At 34.5% G+C, this 21,948-nt stretch carries 15 protein-coding genes; 3 read left to right on the top strand and 12 right to left on the bottom strand.

The window, feature by feature from the left end; all coding sequences use genetic code 11:
• Nucleotides 1-566 precede the first annotated feature (566 nt).
• Nucleotides 567-1,427, top strand: a complete 861-nt coding sequence (locus TERY_RS02515) for a hypothetical protein (RefSeq protein WP_011610379.1) — start codon at nt 567-569, stop codon at nt 1,425-1,427.
• 977 nt (nt 1,428-2,404) lie between these two features.
• On the opposite strand, the gene TERY_RS02510 is transcribed toward TERY_RS02515, so the two are convergent.
• The 8 genes from TERY_RS02510 to TERY_RS02475 form a co-directional block, all read right to left on the bottom strand.
• Nucleotides 2,405-3,670, bottom strand: coding sequence for a DNA cytosine methyltransferase (locus TERY_RS02510; protein WP_011610378.1), 1,266 nt, complete (start codon nt 3,668-3,670; stop codon nt 2,405-2,407).
• A 1,181-nt stretch (nt 3,671-4,851) separates the two neighbouring features.
• Nucleotides 4,852-5,937, bottom strand: a complete 1,086-nt coding sequence (locus tag TERY_RS02505) for a DUF2817 domain-containing protein (RefSeq protein WP_011610377.1) — start codon at nt 5,935-5,937, stop codon at nt 4,852-4,854.
• Between the two features lie 307 nt (nt 5,938-6,244).
• Complete coding sequence (locus tag TERY_RS24665) at nt 6,245-10,045, bottom strand: tetratricopeptide repeat protein (protein WP_011610376.1); 3,801 nt, start codon at nt 10,043-10,045, stop codon at nt 6,245-6,247.
• Nucleotides 10,046-10,283: 238 nt separating this feature from the next.
• Complete coding sequence (locus TERY_RS02495; protein ID WP_011610375.1) at nt 10,284-11,219, bottom strand: Rpn family recombination-promoting nuclease/putative transposase; 936 nt, start codon at nt 11,217-11,219, stop codon at nt 10,284-10,286.
• A 29-nt stretch (nt 11,220-11,248) separates the two neighbouring features.
• Nucleotides 11,249-11,584, bottom strand: coding sequence for an element excision factor XisI family protein (locus TERY_RS02490; RefSeq protein WP_011610374.1), 336 nt, complete (start codon nt 11,582-11,584; stop codon nt 11,249-11,251).
• Nucleotides 11,585-11,793: 209 nt separating this feature from the next.
• On the bottom strand, nt 11,794-12,681 hold the full coding sequence (locus TERY_RS02485; protein WP_011610373.1) for an NYN domain-containing protein: 888 nt from the start codon (nt 12,679-12,681) through the stop codon (nt 11,794-11,796).
• 284 nt (nt 12,682-12,965) lie between these two features.
• Nucleotides 12,966-13,754 carry a DUF1822 family protein gene (locus TERY_RS02480; RefSeq protein ID WP_011610372.1) on the bottom strand — a complete coding sequence of 263 codons (789 nt, stop codon included), beginning with the start codon at nt 13,752-13,754 and terminating at the stop codon, nt 12,966-12,968.
• Between the two features lie 35 nt (nt 13,755-13,789).
• Nucleotides 13,790-14,578 carry a hypothetical protein gene (locus TERY_RS02475; protein WP_155994265.1) on the bottom strand — a complete coding sequence of 263 codons (789 nt, stop codon included), beginning with the start codon at nt 14,576-14,578 and terminating at the stop codon, nt 13,790-13,792.
• Between the two features lie 793 nt (nt 14,579-15,371).
• Here TERY_RS02475 and TERY_RS02470 point away from each other — a divergent pair.
• Together TERY_RS02470 and TERY_RS02465 are read left to right on the top strand one after the other, a co-directional pair.
• The gene (locus TERY_RS02470; RefSeq protein ID WP_011610370.1) at nt 15,372-17,063 is read left to right on the top strand and encodes a hypothetical protein; all 1,692 of its coding nucleotides are present in this window, start codon (nt 15,372-15,374) and stop codon (nt 17,061-17,063) included.
• Nucleotides 17,063-17,656: a pentapeptide repeat-containing protein gene (locus tag TERY_RS02465; RefSeq protein WP_052845741.1), complete on the top strand. Its 594-nt coding sequence runs from the start codon at nt 17,063-17,065 to the stop codon at nt 17,654-17,656. The genes TERY_RS02470 and TERY_RS02465 overlap by 1 nt, the downstream gene beginning before the upstream one ends.
• 216 nt (nt 17,657-17,872) lie before the next feature.
• Here the strand turns inward: TERY_RS02465 and TERY_RS29740 are convergent, their stop codons facing one another.
• From TERY_RS29740 to TERY_RS02445, 4 genes are all read right to left on the bottom strand, one after another.
• Nucleotides 17,873-18,109, bottom strand: a complete 237-nt coding sequence (locus tag TERY_RS29740) for a hypothetical protein (RefSeq protein WP_081432387.1) — start codon at nt 18,107-18,109, stop codon at nt 17,873-17,875.
• 272 nt (nt 18,110-18,381) lie between these two features.
• Nucleotides 18,382-18,564, bottom strand: coding sequence for an AtzG-like protein (locus tag TERY_RS02455; protein ID WP_011610368.1), 183 nt, complete (start codon nt 18,562-18,564; stop codon nt 18,382-18,384).
• 632 nt (nt 18,565-19,196) lie between these two features.
• Nucleotides 19,197-19,835 carry a transaldolase family protein gene (locus tag TERY_RS02450; RefSeq protein ID WP_011610367.1) on the bottom strand — a complete coding sequence of 213 codons (639 nt, stop codon included), beginning with the start codon at nt 19,833-19,835 and terminating at the stop codon, nt 19,197-19,199.
• A 680-nt stretch (nt 19,836-20,515) separates the two neighbouring features.
• Nucleotides 20,516-21,007, bottom strand: coding sequence for an ureidoglycolate lyase (locus tag TERY_RS02445; RefSeq protein WP_011610366.1), 492 nt, complete (start codon nt 21,005-21,007; stop codon nt 20,516-20,518).
• Nucleotides 21,008-21,948 lie beyond the last annotated feature (941 nt).

Genomic DNA, 21,948 nt, shown 5'->3' with positions numbered 1-21,948 from the left:
TGACAAAAGTCCCGAGGGAATAAGCAGTATGAGAGGTGATCCCAACTTTTCTGTAGAATGCTGCGCAAACAAAAAGAACAATAAGTATAATACTCAATATATTACAAAACTAGGGGATGGAAATTATAGGAATATAGATCCTATTTAACTTTCACTCATAGAGAAAGACAGATACTTTTAAGGTTTGGGGTAGTTGAAACCTTCATTTTTATCAACTCTATCAGGTCAAACGGGTAAGAGTATTCGTACATCATGTTCGTTGCTATGGTTCGGTGTAAAAGTGGGAGTAACATCTACCCTAAATTTAAGGTTCTTCCTTCTCTGATATCAAGTATCATTAATTACCCATAATAAAAGTTTTTTTCTGACATCAATTGCCTTCAATTGCAAGTTCCCAATTCCCAATTCCCTAAAATGTTTCCACAATTAGTCTTCAAAGATATATGGTATTAAAGCTTCCTTCTTTGGAGCTGATACTATTTGTAATAATATTTTTTCCAAATGGTATTACTTATTCCTAAATTAAATATATATATTTATCAAAGCTCTGTTTGAGGAATAAAATTGTGAACAAAATACCAGAGGTAATCAAACATAGTCAATTATTAAAAAGGTTAGTGCTTGATATTGAAACAGTTGAAGATCAAGGTTGTATAGAAGAATTATGCCTCAACATTCAATCTCATCAGGTTATAGGTTTTATCTGTAAATCTGGTTTTTTTGGTAGACAAAAAAAATATTTTACTTGGAAACAAGTTGAGACTATTGGTGTTGATGCTACTCTAGTTAATGGAAAATCACAGCCAAATAATTTAGAAAATTATAATAATATTATTCACATAATTGGAAATGAAGTTTGGACTGATACAGGGGAAAAAGTAGGTTTTATTGTAGAATATCTTCTCAATATTAAAACAGGTGAAATAGTTAATTATTTGTTTAAATATAATGGTTTGCAAGGTGCTTTAAATAGTATTTATTTATTGAATCCAGAAGCAATTTCAAGTGTGGGTAATAAACGGGTAATAGTAGTTAATAATTATCTAGATAATTCTCAGTATTATGATAGAGGAGTGGCTCAAAAATTAAGTCTTATTCAGAACTTTTTACAAGCGGATTTAGTTAGAACTAGAGAACATATTGATATCGCACAGAATCAAGCAAATAAATTAGCTCTAAGATTTAAAGAAAGAGCTAAAGTTATGCAAAAAAAAGCTCAAGAAAAACAAGATGTTGTGACCGAAAAAGCTGAACAAAAACAGGAATATTTTCCAAGTTACTCTACACAAAAAAAAACTCTAAAAAATAAGTTAATTATAGATAAGTTTTCTACCAGAATTCAGGAAGTAATCACAGAAGCTAAAGAAAAAATTGATGGCATAGAATCTCAAGGGGAAAAAAACTTTAATTCCTCAAAAGATGATTGAGCAAAAGCAGAATTCATTATCGGTAAACTTATTAACTACCTGTATTTTTTATAATTAGTTTATACATTTCTATTCTATTTTTTGAATCGTTGTTTCTTTCTAGTTTATTTTTTCTCTGAATTTTGTTAAATAAATTCTGTCTCTATCTATAGATTTTGCTACCACATTTTGACAAATTAGTTTTGGGAAAAATTGTCTAGCAAATCTTACGAAGTTTGACACTTGAACCCAAGTCTAATTTATATCTTTCAAAAGTAAGTGCCTTTAGTTTCTAAAGGGGTGATATACTTAATTCTATTTCTATCAATTATAATATATAAGTCATCTATTTAAACTTTTTTTATATTACTAATAAAAGTCTTAATAGGTGGTGAAAAAAGTCAATTATATATTTATCAAACCTTGATGCTACTCACCGAAGTTAGCAAACTAGGACTGGAAAAAATTACAGAAGTTAGTTAATAATAAAACTACGTCAATAAATAGTATTTAAAAATATAAAATACAAGTATAGCAATATTTTTGAGGCTTATTATTATATATTGAAATACGCTGAAATCTAATCCTTATTTAAAAATCATACTTTGTAAATAATTTTGTGTAGATGCTTATGAGATTGAAAACAAAAGCCAGTTAATAAGGTGTTATTTTATTTTCACAAAAGCATAATTTCCCTTTTCCTCTTGCTTCTATAATCCAATTTCCTGTATCTAGAATCATTCTTGGTAAAGGCGATCTAATTTTATATGTATAAAGTAAGTCAGGTGAATTTTATAAAGATGTTTTTATTTATTTATTCCTATATACTTCGATAGCTTGATTTTTGACTTCTTTCACACTAAAGCTTATTTGATTTACTTCTGGTTTTTATCCATATTTATCTATAAATAAAAATTATCTTATTTTGTTATAATCTCCATTTTTTATAATTTTTATTGTGATATAATATACTCCTAAATTAACTGACTAATTATTAATTAATTATTTAATTTTAACTTTCTTAGTCTGGGTGCAATAGTATATCTATCAATACCATATAAATCGGCGGCTCTAGACATATTAAGCTCTAAATTTTTGAGATTTTCTAACTCATATTCTGTCTTTGTAGGTTTAAATGGTTGAATATTTAAAGCATGAATAATTTCTTGAGCAACTGCTTTTGCTAATAGTGGTGGAACTGAATTACCTACTTGTCTAAAACCATGCCATTTTGTCACATGAAATCTAAACCAATCAGGATATGAATGTAGTCTTGCTGCTTCTCTAACTGTGATACATCTGGGTGTCAATGGATGTATTGGTCTAGGAGAAGTATATGAACCTCTACTACTTGGAGTCCCTGCTCTGAGTGTGTTACAAATACCGTGAGGATTCAGTTTATAAAAGCGACTTACTGGCTCAGTTTTTCCTTGTGCTGTAGCATCAAATCTTGCTATTGATTGTTGTGTATGTTTTGTGCGTAAACTAGAGGTTAATATTGTCTGGTCGTATTCACGTTCATAAGAATAATCATTGTTAAAATATTCAATTCCACGGAGTTTTTTAGCATATTCACTTGGTTTATCATAGTCATTTTCTGCTTTTACCCAGTCTATTTCTAATAATTCTGGATAATTTTCTACTTCTGGTAAATCTCCTATTGCATCCCAGACATTTATATAGGCTTCTGATTTTTTATGTATTTGAATTTGTGGATAATTTGGTAATTTTAAACCTTTTTTACATCCTAGTATAAATAATCTTTCTCGGTGTTGTGGTACACCATAATTAGCAGCATTTAAAACTTGGTAAGGCAGTTGTAGTTGATAACTATTTTTAGATAATTTATTAATAACTTCCTCAAGAAAAATTTGATGTTTTCCTACAGTTAAACCTTTAACATTTTCTATGACAAAATATTTGGGTTTTAATTCCAAAACTATTCGTAAAAAATGAGATATAAGCGCATTTCGAGGATCGTCTAAAGCACGTTTTCCAATCTGAGAAAATCCTTGACATGGAGGACCTCCAAAAATTACATCAATTTCTCTATTTGGAATATTTAATTTCTCTCTAATTTCATTCCCTGTGAGTTCGACAACATTACGACATAATATGGACCAAAAGGGAAAATTAAACTTATGAATAGCACAGTGAATAGGGTCTAATTCTACGGAAATAGGTATATCAAATCCTGCTTGTTCAAATCCAAGAGTCATACCTCCTGCGCCTGCAAATAAATCAATACCAATTGGTCGTTGCATAGAAAATCTTCAGATTTACTATTAATCTTAATTAAATTTAACTTTTGTTATTATATCAACTCCATTTCAAATATAGGCCCTTAAAGATAAAAGTTAAACCCAGATACCTACCTCATTTTTTTTGGTGTTGTGAATTATTCTAATGCCATTTCTCAAAAATTTTTTTGCATTTTCTTTAGTGGGGGGGTGTGAGGGTATAAAACTGTGAGGGTTTGAGGGTGTGAGGGTTTGAGGGTTTGAGGGTTTGAGGGTGTGAGGGTATAAAACTGTGAGGGTTTGAGGGTATGGGGTTATGGGGTGTGACAAAGTGGCAATAAGGATGCTGTATACAATGTTCACATAACATAATAATAATTAACAAAATTCAAGAGCGTTAATGGTATAAAAAAGTTATTCCTTTTGTGTTAATTACTTAAATTTCTGAATTTTTGCCTAAGCATAGCATTCATGCATGGGAATTCATATCATGATATCTGGCTAAGTTCTGAAACTCTACTTACGCTTATGGCAATATTTTAGCTGTGTTGGTCTAGTAATATAGTACTATGCAAACAGGGCGCGGACTTTTATAAATTCTCAAACTCAGTCAGATCAAATTTGGATACTCAGTTATGATAACAGGATGCATAACCACTATATATAGTGAGGAACTCCCTGCAAACGATGTATCGTTTTATCTGCGTGCGTAAGTCTTAATACGTAAGTCTTAACACGAGAAATATCAATTTTTGGTACAAATACTTAGGCTAAAGGAGTGAGTACATAGTCATTTTTGTTAACTCTGTCATTGAATAGTCTAAGAATATTAATAGGCCTGCTCTATAAAACTGATACAAAGCCTCACATAACGGACAAATTGATGTTTACTTCCTGCTTCAACTGAGGCCGTCGGCAGTGACTCATCCACAGGCATTCACGGTCCAGCTAACCGCATTTCTTAAATTTATACTGGCGTTTAAGTCTCAATAAGATTGATAAACCACAGTCAGGACAATTTGTTTGTCTTTCATCTAGTTTTATTGATGAAACAAATAAAAAAATTGGTTTTTTTAATTTTACTCTAAGATTTGCAAAGCTTGTTTTACAGCTCTTTAAATGTTTGAGTTTTGTTTTAATTTATAGTGTATAGTTTATTGTATAGCTATAGTTAAAGTTCTTTATTAATAAGGTAATAATAAGTATTAAGAGATAAATTTAGTTGATTGGTGTACTAATTGAACTCCTTTCAACAAAACTTTTTTTCTCCATATATTTGAAGAAGGGTAAAAAGCCTCTTTAAGTCTAGTCTTAACTGATGAATAGGACTGATCATTTTTACTATAATAATAATTTCTATTTTCCTCTCGTAATGCAAAAAGAACCGAAATAGGTGAAACAGTGCCAAATTCTTGTGTTAATAAATTAACTTTTGCTTGATTTAAAAGTTGAGGAATAGCTTCAGAGATACTACCTTTTATGCTATAAGCTACAGATTTATTGGGATTTAGTGTTTTTATTCTTTCTTTACCAAAGTGTTTTTGCAGTTTTTCCAAATCTGAATGAGAACAATTTTCTTCTATAAGAAGTAAATCATCGGCAAAACGACCTAAACCTGTATGAACGTCTATGGCACAAATATTTTTGACTAAAGGTAAGTTTTTGAGAAGCCACTCCTTATAATTTACTAATTCTTCCTGAAGTTCTATTCCACCAAAAAATAATCCTTTGGGAAAATCATATTGACCATTTGCTACTGCTTGCTTAACAGCTACAAAACCATATTTTAGAATTATTGCTAATGCTCTGAGAAAAAATAAATCAAATGCTGGAGGAGAGTCAGGGTTAATTAAGGAGTTAATCTTACTATAGATATCTGGAGAACCGGTATACTCGTCACTGGAAAATAAAAAGTTTCGATTTAAATCAACGTTTGAAGCATTAACACGACGCAAGTTGATCATTCCATAAGGATTTAAACAATGTACTAGAATTAATGCATCTTCATCCCTTAAAACGGGTAAATTTTTTAAGAGACAGGTTTGTATTGCTGAACCAGCAAACCCCTCGACTCCATGTAAACCTGAAGAATGCAAGATTACATTATGAGGCTTGGAATTTCCTAACCATGCTATATCAGTATATAAAGAATTATTTGGGCAATTTTGAGAATATAATTCGATTGTTTCAAGTTTTGCATTTGCAGCTTTTGCGGCATCACAAAATTTATTTCTGGCTTCGTTATAAGTTTCAGAGAAATATTTTGAACTATAGAATTGTGAAGTCATCATAATATAAATTTAATAGAATAGTAGGTTTACAACCATTCCGGTCAGGTGCATTCGGTCAAGCTTAACCCCCAGTTGAACACTACCTGCTATCACCTGCGTGTTGAGACATCAGGCTTTTATGCTTATTATTAAGTTTGAGCTTAGTTCTTATGGATTTTATTTATAAGTATTAGCAGTGTAATAGTATGCTTATTAATTTATAATATCCTTATTCTAGGATTAAGTCAATACTCCTGAAAAATTTTATTGTAATTGGTTTTCCTCCCTCAGCCAGACCTAGGTTGAAGAAATTAAACACTCCCTGTCTTTAATCTCTCAAACCTGCACAAATAAAACTACTCCAATACACTGGATGGGAAAATGGATATTCTCTTTTGCGGGCTTCTTTTAAGCGAAGTTCAAACTCCCGTTGTTCTTGGTCTTTGCGAACGTATTTTTGGATGGCATTATTTAGCTTTTCCTTCCAGGCTTGGTATTCTGGAGAATCTTTGCTTTGAGGTTCTTGAGTTTCGAGGTCCCTTTGTTCCTCGGTGAGTGCTTCTAATTCCCTTTTGTATCTTTTTTTCTGTTGCTTTTTGAATGTTTTGATTTCTTGTTGGAGTTGCTTTTCTGTCATCTTGACCATGGTTTGTTGGGTTTTTTGCACTGCCCTGACTCTGTCTATACCTTCTGCCCGCAGTCGGTGATAGATAATGGAAAAAATGCAGGATGCTAAGTCATCTACTTCCCAGAGGGTGCTGATCACTCCACGGGCACCTGCAGATAGGAAACCTGTATTCAGGGTGAGCATGTCGTCGGTGGGTTGGGGGGTGCCTAGGTTGGTTTCGCAGCACGAGAGGAATACTTCTTCTAATTCCGGGAAACGATAGGCGGGGGTGAGGAGTTCTCCTAAGGTTATTTTTTGGTTTTCGGCTAGCATGAGGGCTGACTCTAGGTTGTTGTCTATTCGAGATACGGCGTGATGACTCGATAGGAGTCGGTTGATTTGTTTTAAGAGTTCTCTGTATTTGGGGACTGTGGCTTCTGCTCCTTGGAGATGTTTGTCGGGGCTGACTTGACATAGTTGGGCGACGGTTTCGGCTTCTAATTGGCTGAAGGGTAGGTCGAGTTGTGTGTTTTCCACGATGCCGTAGGTGGGAGCTGTTTGGAGTTGAACGCGGTCTTGGCAAAAACTCAGGATCTGGCAACTGGCTAAGGTGCGAATGAGGTATTTGTCATGGAGATATTCGCTATCACTGATGGGCAGGGCGCCTAGGGGGATTAGGTGTAGTTGCTGGTGGGGGATGAGGATCAGTTCCTCGATATCTTCTAGGTGATTCTGGATCAGTTTTTGGATGTTTAAGCGGTTGGCTAGTTCTGCGAGAAGGTCGGGCATTTGTTGCTGCCATTTTTGGTAGTTTTCTTTGTTCTCGTTGTCGTTTTTGTTTTTGTCGGGTACGTAGAGGTTGAACCAGTTTTCTTTGAGCCATTGTTGCAGGTTGTCTCTGCCTTGCTGGGGACAGGAGTGGAGCTGGATGCTGTTTTGCCGCAGGATGAATATGTGGGTGTCGGTTTTGGTGCTGTAAAAACTGAGGATGGCACTATGTTCGTTGTTGATGAGTTGTTGCAGTTGGCTAAATTTTAGGTGGGCTACTTGGATGCCTTGGGCGATGACTGGGTCTTGTTTTCTGATTTGTTCCAAGATTTTTCTTTTTGCGATTTCCTTTTCGATGATGCTTTTGTTGCGAATTTCGTTTTGGGCACGCCAATATCTGGTTGCGGGGAGGATGCTACTGCGGTTATTGTTACTGTCTTCCCTGGTGTCGCGATCGCGAATGTTTTCTATTTGCCCTTGGAGTTTTTCGAATTCTTGCATTAGGTTTCTCACCTTTTCGGGCATTTTCTCGTCTTGGTAGAGGTCTTTACTGGCTATTAGGTCTACTAGTTGTTTACAGCGGTAACGTTCGGTGTATTCGAGGGCGAGGTCGTATTGTTGGAGGTTGATGTGGCATTGGATGGTGTTGGCGTATATTTCTATGGCATCAATCATTACTTTTTGCCGGCGGTTATCGGTGAGGGAACGGACTCGCAGTATTTCTGCTGCTTCGATGGCTTTTTGGTAGGGAGCGATCGCTGCTGACCAGTTGTTTTCTTGAAATTCTAGGTGGCCATAGTTTTGGCCGGCATTGAGGCAAATTGTGGGCATTCCTTCGGGGGTGGCTATTTCCAGGGATGCTTGGTAGTGATTTCTGGCTTGTTGGTGTTGTTTTAGGTCTTGGTAGGCTACTCCTAAGTGATTTTGGCAGTCTGCTTGTCCTTCTGGGTCGGAGATTTGTTGGAAAATTTCTAAGGACTGTTGGAGGAATTCGATGGCTCGTTGGGGTTCTTGGAGGGATTTGTAGGCGAGGGCGACGTTGGTTCGGCCTTTGGCTTCTCCGGGAATGTCTCCTATTTCTGCTTTGATGGCAAAGCATTCTTGATAAAATTCTAGGGCAGGTTGGTATTTTTCCTGGGAGTAGTAGATGCGGCCTAGACCGTTGCGGGAGTCTGCTTCTGCCCAACGGTATTGGTATTTTTGGGAGATGGCGAGAGATTTGTGGTAAAGGTCGATGGCTTCTTGGTGTTGTCCTAGATAGTAGTTGGCATCCCCTAAATTATTCAGGACACAAACTTCATATTCACGATTTTTGATTTCCCGGGAGATAGGTAAAGACCGTTGATAGGAATTAATCGCCCTTTCGTATTGCGCCAACTTATAGTAAGCAACACCCAAATTATTCAGGACACAAACTTCATATTCACGATTTTTGATTTTCCGGGAGATAGGTAAAGACTGTTGATAGAAATTAATCGCCGTTTCGTATTGCCCCCAATTATCGTAAGCATAACCCAAATTATTCAGGACATTGGCTTCCCCTTCACGATCTTTGAGTTCTTGATTGATAGATAAAGACTGTTGATAGAAATTAATCGCCTTTTCGTATTGCCCTACATGATGGTAAGCAACACCCAAATTATTCAGGACACTGGCTTCCCCTTTACGATCTTTGAGTTCTTGCTTGATAGGTAAAGACTGTTTAAGGACATCAATCCTCCTTTTGTGTTGCCCCAAAGAATAGTAAGCATCATCCAAATTCTTCAGGACATTGGCTTCCTCTTTACGATCTTTGATTTCTCGGTAGATAGGTAAAGACTGTTGAAAGAAATTAATCGCCGTTTCATATTGCCCCAAAGAATTGTAATCAAGACCCAAATTATTCAGAACATAAGCTTCCCCTTTACGATATTTGAGTTCTTGGCAGATACGTAAAGACTGTTGATAGAAATTAATCGCCGTTTCGTATTTCCCCAAAGAATAGTAAGCAGCACCCAAATTATTCAGGACACTGGCTTCCTCTTTACGATCTTTGATTTCTCGGAAGATAGGTAAAGACTGTTGATAGAAATTAATCGCCTCTTCGTATTCTCCCAAACCTCCACAAACATGACCCAAACCATCAAAAGCATTAGCTTTCCCTTTTGTATACCCGATCGCCTCTGCAATAGTTAAAGCCTCTTGAACATAAGCTTTTGCCGACTCATATTCTCCCAAAAAATGCTCCATGGCACCTAAACCATAGAGGCCATCAACCTCCCCCTGGCCATATTCAATTTCCCTAGCAATAGCCAAAGACTCTTGAAAAAGAGCAGTTGCCCTTTCCCTTTCTCTCAAAAACCTATAACTATTACCCAAACCATTAATAGCATCAACTTCCCCTGGACGGTCCTTAATCTCTCGATATATCCTTAAAGTCAGTTCATAAAACTGCACTGCCCAAGAAAACTGACTAACTTCATATTCACGCCGCCCCATTTTGCTCAAAAAATCCCCAATTTCCTTCCTTAGAGAAACCTCCCTCTCAGAACTTCCCAACACATCTCCCACCTCTAGGGCCAGACTTAACAGAGAATTAGCCCCATCCCAGTCCATATTATCTCTCAAACCTTCAACCTCCTGAGCCATTACCTCTAATAACTCCGAAGTATTTAGTTCAAGGTAGCTATTTAAAACCTGCTTAACTTCTGCCTCACCCGCGCAGTGACGTAACTGTGCAATTAAACGATGATAACTTTGTTGATTATTATTCATTAACTTCACTCACATAAAAAAATTGTAATATATTTTGCGAAATTAATATTACTTATAGTAAACTCCGCATAGGTCAGGTAAAATCATAAATCCCTCCCTATATTCAGCGATTTGATTTATTGATTTAAGTAGTTCTTCCAAACTAACATAGTTGCTAAATCAAATCAAAAAAATCATCACCTAAAAAATCTAAAATTTTCTAGAAATAACCCCTCTATTTGAGTCCGAACTTCTGGAGCTATTTCTCCAAACTTTCTGTTCCAGTCTCTAACCAATTCACCAGATTTTCCATAGTAGTCAGTTCAAATATCTCTTCTGCTAATAAATCTAATTTTTCTAAAGATAGCTGTTGTATTCGAGCCTGAATTTCCGGTGAAACTTCCCCCAATATTCGCCGAGCTAGACGCAATACTTGTTTAATTGCTTGCTGAATTTTCCCTTGTTCTTCTCCTTCTTTTACGCCCTCTTGTTTAGCTAAAATCACCTCTCCTTGTCTATCACCAATAAATATTTCTTGTTTATGTAACTCCTCTAGTTCTTGATTATTTAAATCAGCTCGGTTAGCGATATTTAATGCTGCTTCTATTTCTGATACTTCTCCCAATGAAGAGGGTATTATCTCCAAACTAGGAGCAGATTTAAGAAAATATATCCATTTATCGCTGAGTGTTTCTAAAGCAGATAATTCTTTATTAAATTTCGGTAGTTCCAAAAATATTAAAGTTAATTCATCTCGGTAATTAAAGAACTCTGTGTCTTCTTTAAATCTAAATTTATTAATCATTTTGCCACTCTCTTGAAATAGCAAAAAATCCGTAATTATCAAGGTTATAAATGGTTGTAATCTTGGTTGTTCCGTTCTTAGACTTAATTGACTTCCATAGGTTTTTGCCAAATTATAAATTACTCGTTTTTCAAAACCTTCTACGTTTAAGACTTGCATCTCAATAATAACTGTTGAACCATTATCTAATAAAGCTCTCACATCCAGATAAGTATCCTTAATAGTGCTAGTATAGCCAGCATTATAGGGGTCAATAATTTCTAGAGATTGGATAATATTTTGATTGTCATAAACTATAGCATTGAGAAAACTAATCAGGATTTTTTGACTGCGGTTAGAACCGAAGATTCTTTTAAAAGCAAAGTCAGTTTTCGGACTAATAAATCTCATAAAATTTTCTCCTTTAAATATTTATCAAATTAACAAACTGCAAAATCAGTTATCTTGCGTTTTTCAGGAGTATAAAATCCCAAAACAATTTTGTCCTTGGGAACTCCTTCTGCTAACAATTCTCTTGCAATACCATCTTCAGTTCCGTCGCGATGAATCCAAATTTTATCATCTCTAATTTCCAAATGAAGTATGCAACCATGAACCATTTTATGACCTTCCACTCCCAAAATCATTAATAAATAATGCTTTTGTTCTCGGTCGAAAACCGTTCTTCTCTCTACTTCGCTATAGGAATAGCGCAACTTAGCATAGTCGCCGATTATTTTCTCGATTATTTGTTGATATTTACTGATGATATCCATTCGATAATTACCTCCTCTAATTTTTAGAAAACCACTAAATTTTGATTACCATTTTAAAGGATTATTAGGATATAATATTATATGGAAATAATTAGTAATAAAAAAACTTACCCCTCTTCTATTCTGACTCATTTAGGGGCGTTTAATATCCACCAGTAAAACTGCGATTTGCCCCTACTTTTTCCTAACTTATTTATACCTATAATTGATTAGCGATCGCTAATTTCCCCCATAATATCAATCAAACTAATATACTCATCCGCTTGCCTTTGCAAAAAGTGGTTAGTATGTCCTGGGGAAGCAAGAACTATCACCTTAATACCCAACCCTTGTAATTGTTCAACAAGTGGCAAATAATCACCATCCCCACTACATAAAACCACATTTTTGAAATTCACCCCATGCTCCCTAATATCCAAAGCCAAATCCACATCAACATTAGCCTTAACTGTATTTCCATAGACCGTAACAGGCTTTGTCTTCACCACATATCCATTTTTTTCTAAGTAATTAAACCACAATTTCTGCCGAGAACTATTATCATACTTCCCCACATAAATTCGAGCTTCCAGAGAACCAAAATGAACATTAACATAGCGTTTTAATCTTTCATAATCAACCTTCATATTCAAACTTTTAGCAGCACCATCCAAATTTGCAGAATCAATTGCCAATAGGGTACGACGTTGAATCGGCACAACCTTTGAAGGCACCGACTTAAACCTTTCCTGAATAGAATTAATCCGATCTTCCAACAAACAAATTTGATTACTTTGCTTACTACTTTTAGATAAAATTAAATTCTGGCGAGTGTCCTGAGTCTGAACTTTATGTTGTAGTTTATCAACAGTTTTTTGTCCCTTTTGAAATTGACGCTCTAAATTATTCAGTTGTTGACTGTGTTGCTGTAAAAATTGTAAATTATTATTATCGTTATTAAATTTAACCTCAGCAATTTGTCCCAATAAATTACGTTTTTCTTGTAACAACAAAGGAAGTAAAAATAAAGGAGAAATCGAACGTTGTAAAAGAGAACAAAATATAAATAGAGCAATGCAGATATGGCGTTGGCTCACTTCCGAAAAATTAACTTTCATACTTTTAAAAATATTAATAACTTCACATGATAATTAAACTATCCGTGGAAATAAAAAAATGTTGCACTTGCTAAATATAAAAGCTATACAACCGTTCTGATTTAAAAGTAATCCAACCTCTATCAATAGAACTCCCAGAAGTGTTGCATTAAACTAAGCACTTTACTCTAAAATAACATCTCTTTGACAACAGTTTTCATATCCGTAAACCACAGTAGGGACGTTGCACCGAACATCCCTACAAAGTTGTGATGATAGCGATGTGAGCGATCGCCTAATCTCCATTAGTTCTGTGGCAAAACCTGCGCCAATTTCTCCATTAATGCCTCCGCTAAATCTCCTAATTCTCGCAATTGTTCTAACTCCTCATCAGTGAACTCATTAACTTTCTCCTTGCTTCTGCTCGCGGTCGCCAAATTGCTCTCTGGGCGATAATTATAAAATACCGCAGTCGCCTTCGCCGTGTGGGAATAGTGCGGTTCCATGCGGTGTATTTTTTCCAACTGAAGGACCAACTCCAGTCGAGATTTTATATTTAAACACTCCTCAACCTTTGCAAACACAGGGTCCTCATAAACCTGAGACATATACTCAACTCGCTCCAAGACAGTCAAGAAATTCTCCAAAGGCTCCAACTCCTCTAATTCTAAATCTTCAAAATCATCATCTGGATCCATAATAGACAAAAATCCCAATAATTCTGCTTCCTGTAAATCATTATCAAACCTAACAAAAACATAACCGAGCCGATCCCGTCTAACTTCCGGTGGCAAAGTTATTTCTTCTTGGTCTGGTAATACAGGGCGACATTCCACAGAAATATCTATGTGGGGAATAAATAAATCTGCTATATCATAACAAAGACGCTCTATGGGGTTCCAGGCGCTACTATTTTCTAGATCAGTTTCTATCTGCACAATTTTTAGGAAATTATGCACCGCACATACAGCTAAAGTGTTTAAATAAACCTTAGTTCTTTTAGCTTTACCTTTTTGTTCAGCGGCAAATTTTTCAGCGTATCGGCGAGCATCTTCAGTAATAGGTATTTTTAGCCCAAAAGTTTCTGTTTGCATAGTTATTTCTCCTGAATTAATTCTTGTAAATTTTGTTATAGTTCTGGGGATAGTTCCTGAGAAATTTTCTTACAAGTCCGTAGCCAAAAAGTCCGTAAACTACTATAATTAACTCCGAACTCCAATGCAACTTGCTTCAAATTTTTCGAAGGTTCCTCAAAAAAAAGACGTTGAGCAACAGCCTGAAAAGTACATTCGGGACAGCTGCGCATATGATATTTACTATCCTTGACTATTTCCAAGAACATATTAATGTTTTGTTTTTGCTCTTCCCCAATAGCCTCCTCCAGAGGTCCAGGGTCCTCACTCTCTAAGAAATCGCCAATGGTCAAATCATTATCAAAATCATTGGTACTATTAGGAGCATCCAGAGATTTTGGTTTACTTCTGATTATTTGGTTAAATCTCTGTTTTGGGGTTAAGGGTTTATTTCCTTTATTGTCATCTCTAGACTTGGGATATAAGTCTATTACCTTGTATCTCAAACGCAGTTTTTCGTTAATCCAAGTTACCAAACTTCCTTTTAAAGATTGGCCTGCAGGTTCAAACTCAGCGGGAAACTTTTTGTAAAACTCTTCCCAAGTCTCCTGCAATATATCTTGGTAGTCATGATAATACTCGCTAGAATTGCTAACTTTTTTTAGTCCTCTTAATTTTTCAATTTTCTTAAATAAAGGAACAAATGCTAGACGGCGCTTTCTATCATTGGTTTGCCGACAAAAGTTAGCGATCGCCTCATATAGTTCTAAATCTTCAGCACTCCCATTACAAACATTCCTAATTTTAGCTAGATACTCATCTTGTGAGTCAGAATTTTTTGTCATAACTTGCCCTAGTACTTCAATGTCCAAATAGGATTTTACTAAATCAGTATGAGACAAAAGGGTGTTTTTGGTTTTGACCATATTTACTTATCGCCCCTTCCTACTTTGTTTAGTTTTCAGAGAAAACCTAAAGCCCATATTCTTCTCTCAGAGTTTTTTCCTTGTTGTTGCAAGTATTTTGATTATTTTTAATCATCTAATTTTTTTGATTAATAAGTAAAAGTTATAAAAAAGTTTTTTGGTGCTCACTAGGGCTTGCCGAATAAAAGCATGAATTCATATTGGTATTACCATTTTTTTTATCGAAAAAACTACCAGGTTTTCAGCCCTTCAAAAATATATCCATTTATTGCTGAGTGTTTCTAAGGCAAATAATTCTTTATTAAATTTCGGTATTTCCAAGCAAACGCTCCGCAAGCATGACTTACCAAGACCCTTGCCCTAAATGGGTAGTGCTATAAAACCCAACAAAATAAAACCAGAAAATTATTTTTGCAACAAAATTCATTTTCTGTTGATAGAAAAATATCCCTAACTCAACTCACTATATCAAACCCATATAGTGCTAAACACAAGAATGCATTCAAAAGTAATCCCTGAGACAAATTCTTTCTACAGCAATGCTTCGTAAACAGCATTTACCGCCCACCGCCTTAAATAGGTAGTGCTATAAAATCGAACCAAACAAAACCATGAAATTATTTTTGCAACAAAATCAATTTTCTCACCGATAGAAAAATATTCCTCACTCAACCCAATTGATCAAACCCATAAAACCAAAAAAACACAACTCATGAAACTACCACAACAACCGACAATACCGAATACTCAAAATATTATCTCTTGGCTAAAATTCCAAAGCCCCTCACAGCTTGAAAACCTAGAGTCTGTGAACAAAACCTCTAAAAAGAACCCTCTTTTCTGGTGTTATTGGTTAAAAAATCTGGTTTGCGTCGATCCCAATGAACTACATGGCACCGGTTATGTATCTAAAGAATTAGAAAAATCCTCTCTAGTAACAGCCTCCGTTACAACCTTTGCCAATTGGTGGAATGCATTCACAACCTTGCCATTCTTAATTTTTATGTTCGACAGCATGGGAATACTCACCTGGCCTATTGCTGTATTGGCTAACATAGGGCTAATTAAACTAGGCAACGCTCTCGCTACCGGTGCCGCCTCCAATCAACCCATAAGCATACGCTTTGCTCGAATTGGTAGCAGCGGTTTCATTGCCATCAACCTCATCCTAACCATCACATCAGGAGTCGGTTCAGAACTACTATTAAATCAATCCGGTTTGAGTCGAAAATTGGGAGAACAGTTAGTTCAAGAATCTATTTTTGAACCTTTGGAAAAGGAAATTTCAGATATTCAAAATAATAAAACTCTGGAGAAAACTCGCAACAGATGTGATACCTTAGAGCGTAAGCTCGAACAACTGCCCCCCAACGACCCCAAAAGGGATGAACTCTACCTAGCTGCTCATGGTCCATATGCAGATAGATTTAACCTGGGCGGTTATAGCTACTATAAAAACAAGGACATAGAACAATGGCCTGCATGTCCTAAAGCTAACGAGCTAGAAGCTATAAGGGATAACGATCTCAAAGTTCCCAAGGAAAAGTACCAGCAAAAAATAAAAGAAGTCAAAAACTATGGTAGTGATCTAGTCTACCTCAAAGCGGTTAGACCCAAAATTTATGACTCACGGTTTAATGAAAAAGGAGAAATTAAATCTGGAACAGAAGCAACAAGAGTAGCAATAGTATTATTCACCAAGAAATTATTTAGCCTTCAGTGGGCAGACCTCGGACAGAGTCTATTTGTTATGAGCATATCCGTGATCACCTCAACTGTAGCTATCTGGATCACCATTTCTTATTCAAAACGAGAAGATGTTCAACTTTCTAAAAGTACAGCAGTAATTAACGCCAGAGATGTGTTCATTAATAAGACTATTTCTAGCTTAGACAACAACCAAGCAGACATGCAAGAACTGGACAAGAAGCTGTTAAGAGGATTTTTTAGCGAGCTAAGACGCACTGGAAAGTGCAATTATCCACCCTTTGTTAAGTACGTCAAATTTGCCAGAGATATCGAAAAATCCCAGCATTTAAGAGACAATATAGAAACAGTTGAAACTGCTGTAGAACAAATTAAAAATGGTTTTCAGCAGTTAACAGATAGTATCAACGACCCAGAAAATACTGCCGCTAACGATGCTAAAAACCTTATTCATCAAGGATGTGATTCTATCATACTCTTAGCCTTAGAATACTTCCAGACGGAATCTCAGGTTAAGGAATTAATTAAAACAATACAATATGTACAAGGATATCTACAACATTCCCATGTAAATCAATCATTAGCAACTCGCCAAATTGGCTACCTGCAAGAGCTATTAACTTCCAGTATTAATTTAGGCGATCGCCTAAAGAAAGCTATTCAAAAAAAATATAACACCATCATAGGAAATCACTAATGTCTACCCAAAAATTACCAGTAAATTTCAAATATAAACTTGATCATGATAGCACAAAAATGGTTCCAAGTAAGCAAGAAAAACAAAATTTCATTGAGAATTTAGCCACAGGTTTCTATAACCTACTTGGCATAGAAACCCTGAACAATGAACAGCTTCACTTAGCTCTCGAAGAGGGCAGAAAAGACTTTCGCAGAACTCGATTAATTAAGCCCAATTTATTCAAAGCCAAATTAGATGGGATCAACTTCACCGGAGTAAATCTCAACAAAGTGAATCTGAGTGAAGCTTCATTAATGAACACACAATTACATAAAACAAAAATGTTAGGAGCTAACTTGGACTCAGCTAATCTGAAAGGGGCTAACCTCAGCCGAGCCAACTTAAAAGATGCCCAACTATCCTGGGCAGATTTAAGAAATACAAATCTAAGTAATACTTTACTCTATAACGCTAATTTAACAGGTGCAGACCTGGATAGATCATCAATTATGTCCGCTAAAAGGCTGTTTACCAAATTTGACCATGCTCGCTTACCTTCTGGTGTATCTTTAGTAAGGTATTTTTGGTTCTTTATCAAATTATCCGCCTAAGAATATCTGGTAGTGCGTCAGTAAAGTATGGGATAAGTAATTAAGCCGTTCTAACTCCAAATAGCGATCGCGTTCCTCAGCTCTTTACGCAGCAGTATTTTCTTTGCAACTATGAACCAAAATCCAATTAAATTAGGCCCTCGCCAACCTTACTTTTACCTCAGTTTGTTGCCAGAGCTTGCCAAATTTATTCTATCGGCGATGCCATCGACCGAGCTACTGTCTGATAATTCTATTTGTGCCTTCCAATTGCTGTGTATACTTTTTACCAATAATGTGTTCTATTTCTGGGATCAAGACTCGTTCAGACCCTCCCCAATAATCAGTTAGCCATTTTTTACAGCTAGTTTTCCCTTCTGTGTTAACGAGCAATTCCTCAATGAACTGGTCAGTATGTTTAGTTACTCTAGCACTCAGAATTAATCTACTGGATGAAGCGTAGGGGCTTGCCAACCCAAAAATCCCCTTCTGTCAATTCCTGATATAGAGGACATTCCATGATAATAGAAAGTATTTAAAGACAACGATTATATCACCATTCCCACACTTTCTTGATGTACTACAAAATTTTGCTGACGCACCGCTCAATATTTTATGAAATTGGTATGACATCAAATATAGTTATGGTGAAAAACAACTCATAAGTATATAATTTCTTTCCCTGCTCCATATTTCCTATTCCTTCATTTTTATGAAATAAAATAAATTATCCCTTCCCCTATTTCCTATTCTTCTAAGTCAAACTTGGGTGCAGGTTCTATTTCTGGTGGTAGGGGAAAGTCTATTACTAATTGAGCGATCGCTGCAATTCTTTCCATATTTGCTACTACCCCTGGAAAATGTTCTGACTGTAATGGTAAATTGATTAATTCCGCAGTTAATTCTACATATTTTTCAACATTTTTCATATTAATTTTCCTCATTTAGTTTTTAGCTAACATTTTTTATCTTAAGGGGAGAAATTTAATTTTTGTAAGGATAGTTTATCCTAGTAATTTCTCCTAGCTTCAAATACATATTTAACCATAAATATTTTCCTGATTACATAGTTTATAATTAAAGTTTAACCCAAATTCAGGATTCTTATTTCAGCTCTTAAAATAATATTATTTCTGGATAATGAATGAGTAATAAAAAACTTAGGAATTAGTCTCATAGAGCAGTAGGTAAAGCAACAGAAAAATTGACAAAAGAGGAGCATTGAATACTAACAATTATATAGCTATTAAATTAACAGTCACCCCTTGTAACTTGCCCATATTTAGCAATAAAAAGCACCTATAATTTATAACATTTATATTTTAATTTATGAAACTATAATCACCTGTTTTCTATTATTTTATTTTTCTTAATTTAGAATGAAAATCATTATAAAATAAATGCTAATATTCATATTAAATATTTTTCAAATGACCTTTTAAAAAAAACTATAGGTATGAATGATAAATTTTAAATCTAGGAGCAAGCCTTTTATGAACTTAAAAAAAATATATTTCTCCTCAATATCAGCTTTCTCCTATAGATATTTTATCATTTTCAATTAATACATAATTCCTCTTCCTTTTTCATTAAACTCCTTAAAAGTTTGCTCTGATAACTCATGGGTAGTTATTGTCTGCAACACAGAAAATGGTAACGTTAGATGGTGAGCACCGGCCAATAAAGTTTCAGTAGCTTCATCAGGAGACTTCACACTTGCTGCTAAAATTTCTGTAGAGCTACCTTCAAGTACTTTTGCCATCTCTCTCACCAGTTTTAAACCATCTCCCAAAAGCCTAGTTGCCCGGTTAACATAAGCGATCGCATATTTAGCGCCTGTTTCAGCAGCCACTAATGCTTGAGCAGGATGATATATTCCGGTCACCGAACAGTCAATATTTTTAGACAAATGAGATGTCGCTTGAAAACCAGTAGCAGTTGCCGGAATTTTCAGAACTATTTTATGGCCAATTAATTTTGATGCAGCCTTCCCTTCCGCTATCATCTCATCAAAGCTAGTAGCAGTAAGTTGATAATATAATTCTCCAGAAATAATTTCTGAAAGTTCCTTTAAAGTTGCTTCTGGAGACAAATCACTTTTTGCCAGCAAAGTCGGGTTAGTTGTCACCCCAGATATCCAACCAAATTTACTTGCCACTCTTGCTTCTGTTACTATTGCTGAGTCAAGATAAAGAACCATTTTTTTTCTCCTATTCAAAATTAATCTAAAAAACTTGAGTTAAATATAGCTTTGGGCTGACTATAACAGAGGGCAGTAAGAGACAAATATATTCGACTATTTTCTCTATAAATTCCCTGTTCCTCCCAAATACTCTCTATAGACTTTCATAGAACATTTCAAACCATCTACAGTCAAGTTTAGGGGCTTACTCATCTATTCCTGAAAAAGCCTTAGACAACCAGACCTAAATATATTTTATTTGAATTATTTTTATTTCCTGTTTCATTAACTAATTTCCTCAAAATGTCCTAAAAAAGTTAACTTAGAATTAGCTATAAGAACTTCCAACAATACTTTTAAGAATGCCAAAAATTCATATAGAAAATAACGTCTCATAGAAGAATTTATACACTTTGCCAAATATAGTAGACATAAACGTAAGGCATCTAATTCTAGTAAGATACAGTTAAAAACTCCATACTAATGTTACAAAAATCAGATATTTTATACCAATCACAGCAATAGAATAATTTGAGAAAAAGATTTGAGCTCATAGGAGCAAAAATCTGATAATTACACTAATTGAAAAGCTTGTATAGTGCTTTTTTATCCAAAAGCAGTTTTGTTAATCAACCTCCTAAAACTGAAACAAATTACTACAACTAATATTATTTATATCTTTTTTTTAGTCAAGTAAATTAAACAATTTTGAATTCTAAATTATGACTTTTAGCAAAGTCGTGAGTAAAATGATCCACAACATTTGTATTACTTAATTCCAGATTGTAAAAATCCACAAAATCTTGATCAAAATAAGGTCCTGCATGCCAAGTTCCTACCTCTAATTTAATAAAACAATTCCCTGGAATTTTAAAAGCAGCTATATTTTCTAATAATGGTTCTTTCTCTGCACAAGGTGGAGAAACTGCTATAAACCATTCCTTTCCTTCTAAAGAACCTAAACATTGACTACATTTCACATGACGAGTAATTTCCGTAAAGTTTCGACCTTTTTTCTCCAACCTCATAATATAGAATCGTGTAGTACCATTCTCTAAATTTAATTGAGCATCATCTTCGTCATATTGTTTACCATCTTTTGAAGCCCAAATTACTTGCCCAAAAGGTTTAAAATTATGTGATGTAATTTTCTGGGCAACCAGTTGTTTAACTACTATCAATTTACTCATTTTTTATCCCTTTTATTGTTTCAATTTTTATCTAATTTACTCTACAGTTTTTTTTTACATTAAATTGCCGCTACAGCCGCAAAATATAATATATTCATTTAGGCAAGTAGAAAACTTTAATTAATAAAAAAATTAAGAAAAATTTAATACTAGCTTCTGTAGTTTACTCATTCAATTCTTCAATAAATTCTACAAATATAATCATTTTATTTTTTAATTTAGCGCTGAACTACTTTTATTTTACCAAAAATTTGTATAAAAAAAGCATACTTGTTCATACCTTTAATACTAAGTACCTACACAAAATTATTTGCAAAAGGCGATGTTTACACAAGATAGGAAGTTCAGCTTCTAAGAATGTGTAATTTATTTTGTTTGTCTGCTTAACATTACTTTTAGAAATTAATATAGTGTTTCTCAAATTACTGAGGAACAGTTTTTTTTATTCTTTTCTATACCCTGTTTTCCTTTCTTACTAATCTTTAAAGGACATTCCATACAGCTTTCCTACTAAAACAAATAAATTTTGTACCTCAACAGTGTAGGAACTTTTATATAAATATATCTGATATTTTACCTCTAGTCTCTTTTTACTTAAACCAATTTAATAACAGTACTTTAGAAAAAATATGTTAAAATAATATTAAACTTTTATATAATAATTATTTTACATTTAAAAACACTATTTCCTGATAACCGACAACTGATAACTGAAATAACCTATCTAGTTTGGATAAATTTTTAGCAATAGCTTCATATTTGCCTTATCCTGAAAGAGCAATGATCAGTATTTTCGTCCTTAAAAAATGTCAAAATACTAATAAATGTTTGTTAAAAATTTTATGGACTTTGTATACAATTTCTCTAGACTAGAAGGAACATCGAAATTAAAGTAAACATTAAAAAAAAAGAATAAATAATATAAATAGCCATATTACATA

The organism is Trichodesmium erythraeum IMS101, from assembly GCF_000014265.1.
Taxonomy (GTDB): domain Bacteria; phylum Cyanobacteriota; class Cyanobacteriia; order Cyanobacteriales; family Microcoleaceae; genus Trichodesmium; species Trichodesmium erythraeum.
Note: the sequence above shows the minus strand (reverse complement) of the source record. Positions and strands in the feature narration are given on the sequence as shown.

Coding starts and splice junctions, on each gene's coding strand:
- TERY_RS02510 (WP_011610378.1), bottom strand. CDS start 3,670: ATGCAACGACCAATTGGTATTGATTTATTTGCAGGCGCAGGAGGTATG.
- TERY_RS02505 (WP_011610377.1), bottom strand. CDS start 5,937: ATGATGACTTCACAATTCTATAGTTCAAAATATTTCTCTGAAACTTAT.
- TERY_RS24665 (WP_011610376.1), bottom strand. CDS start 10,045: ATGAATAATAATCAACAAAGTTATCATCGTTTAATTGCACAGTTACGT.
- TERY_RS02495 (WP_011610375.1), bottom strand. CDS start 11,219: ATGAGATTTATTAGTCCGAAAACTGACTTTGCTTTTAAAAGAATCTTC.
- TERY_RS02490 (WP_011610374.1), bottom strand. CDS start 11,584: ATGGATATCATCAGTAAATATCAACAAATAATCGAGAAAATAATCGGC.
- TERY_RS02485 (WP_011610373.1), bottom strand. CDS start 12,681: ATGAAAGTTAATTTTTCGGAAGTGAGCCAACGCCATATCTGCATTGCT.
- TERY_RS02480 (WP_011610372.1), bottom strand. CDS start 13,754: ATGCAAACAGAAACTTTTGGGCTAAAAATACCTATTACTGAAGATGCT.
- TERY_RS02475 (WP_155994265.1), bottom strand. CDS start 14,578: ATGACAAAAAATTCTGACTCACAAGATGAGTATCTAGCTAAAATTAGG.
- TERY_RS02470 (WP_011610370.1), top strand. CDS start 15,372: ATGAAACTACCACAACAACCGACAATACCGAATACTCAAAATATTATC.
- TERY_RS02465 (WP_052845741.1), top strand. CDS start 17,063: ATGTCTACCCAAAAATTACCAGTAAATTTCAAATATAAACTTGATCAT.
- TERY_RS02455 (WP_011610368.1), bottom strand. CDS start 18,564: ATGAAAAATGTTGAAAAATATGTAGAATTAACTGCGGAATTAATCAAT.
- TERY_RS02450 (WP_011610367.1), bottom strand. CDS start 19,835: ATGGTTCTTTATCTTGACTCAGCAATAGTAACAGAAGCAAGAGTGGCA.
- TERY_RS02445 (WP_011610366.1), bottom strand. CDS start 21,007: ATGAGTAAATTGATAGTAGTTAAACAACTGGTTGCCCAGAAAATTACA.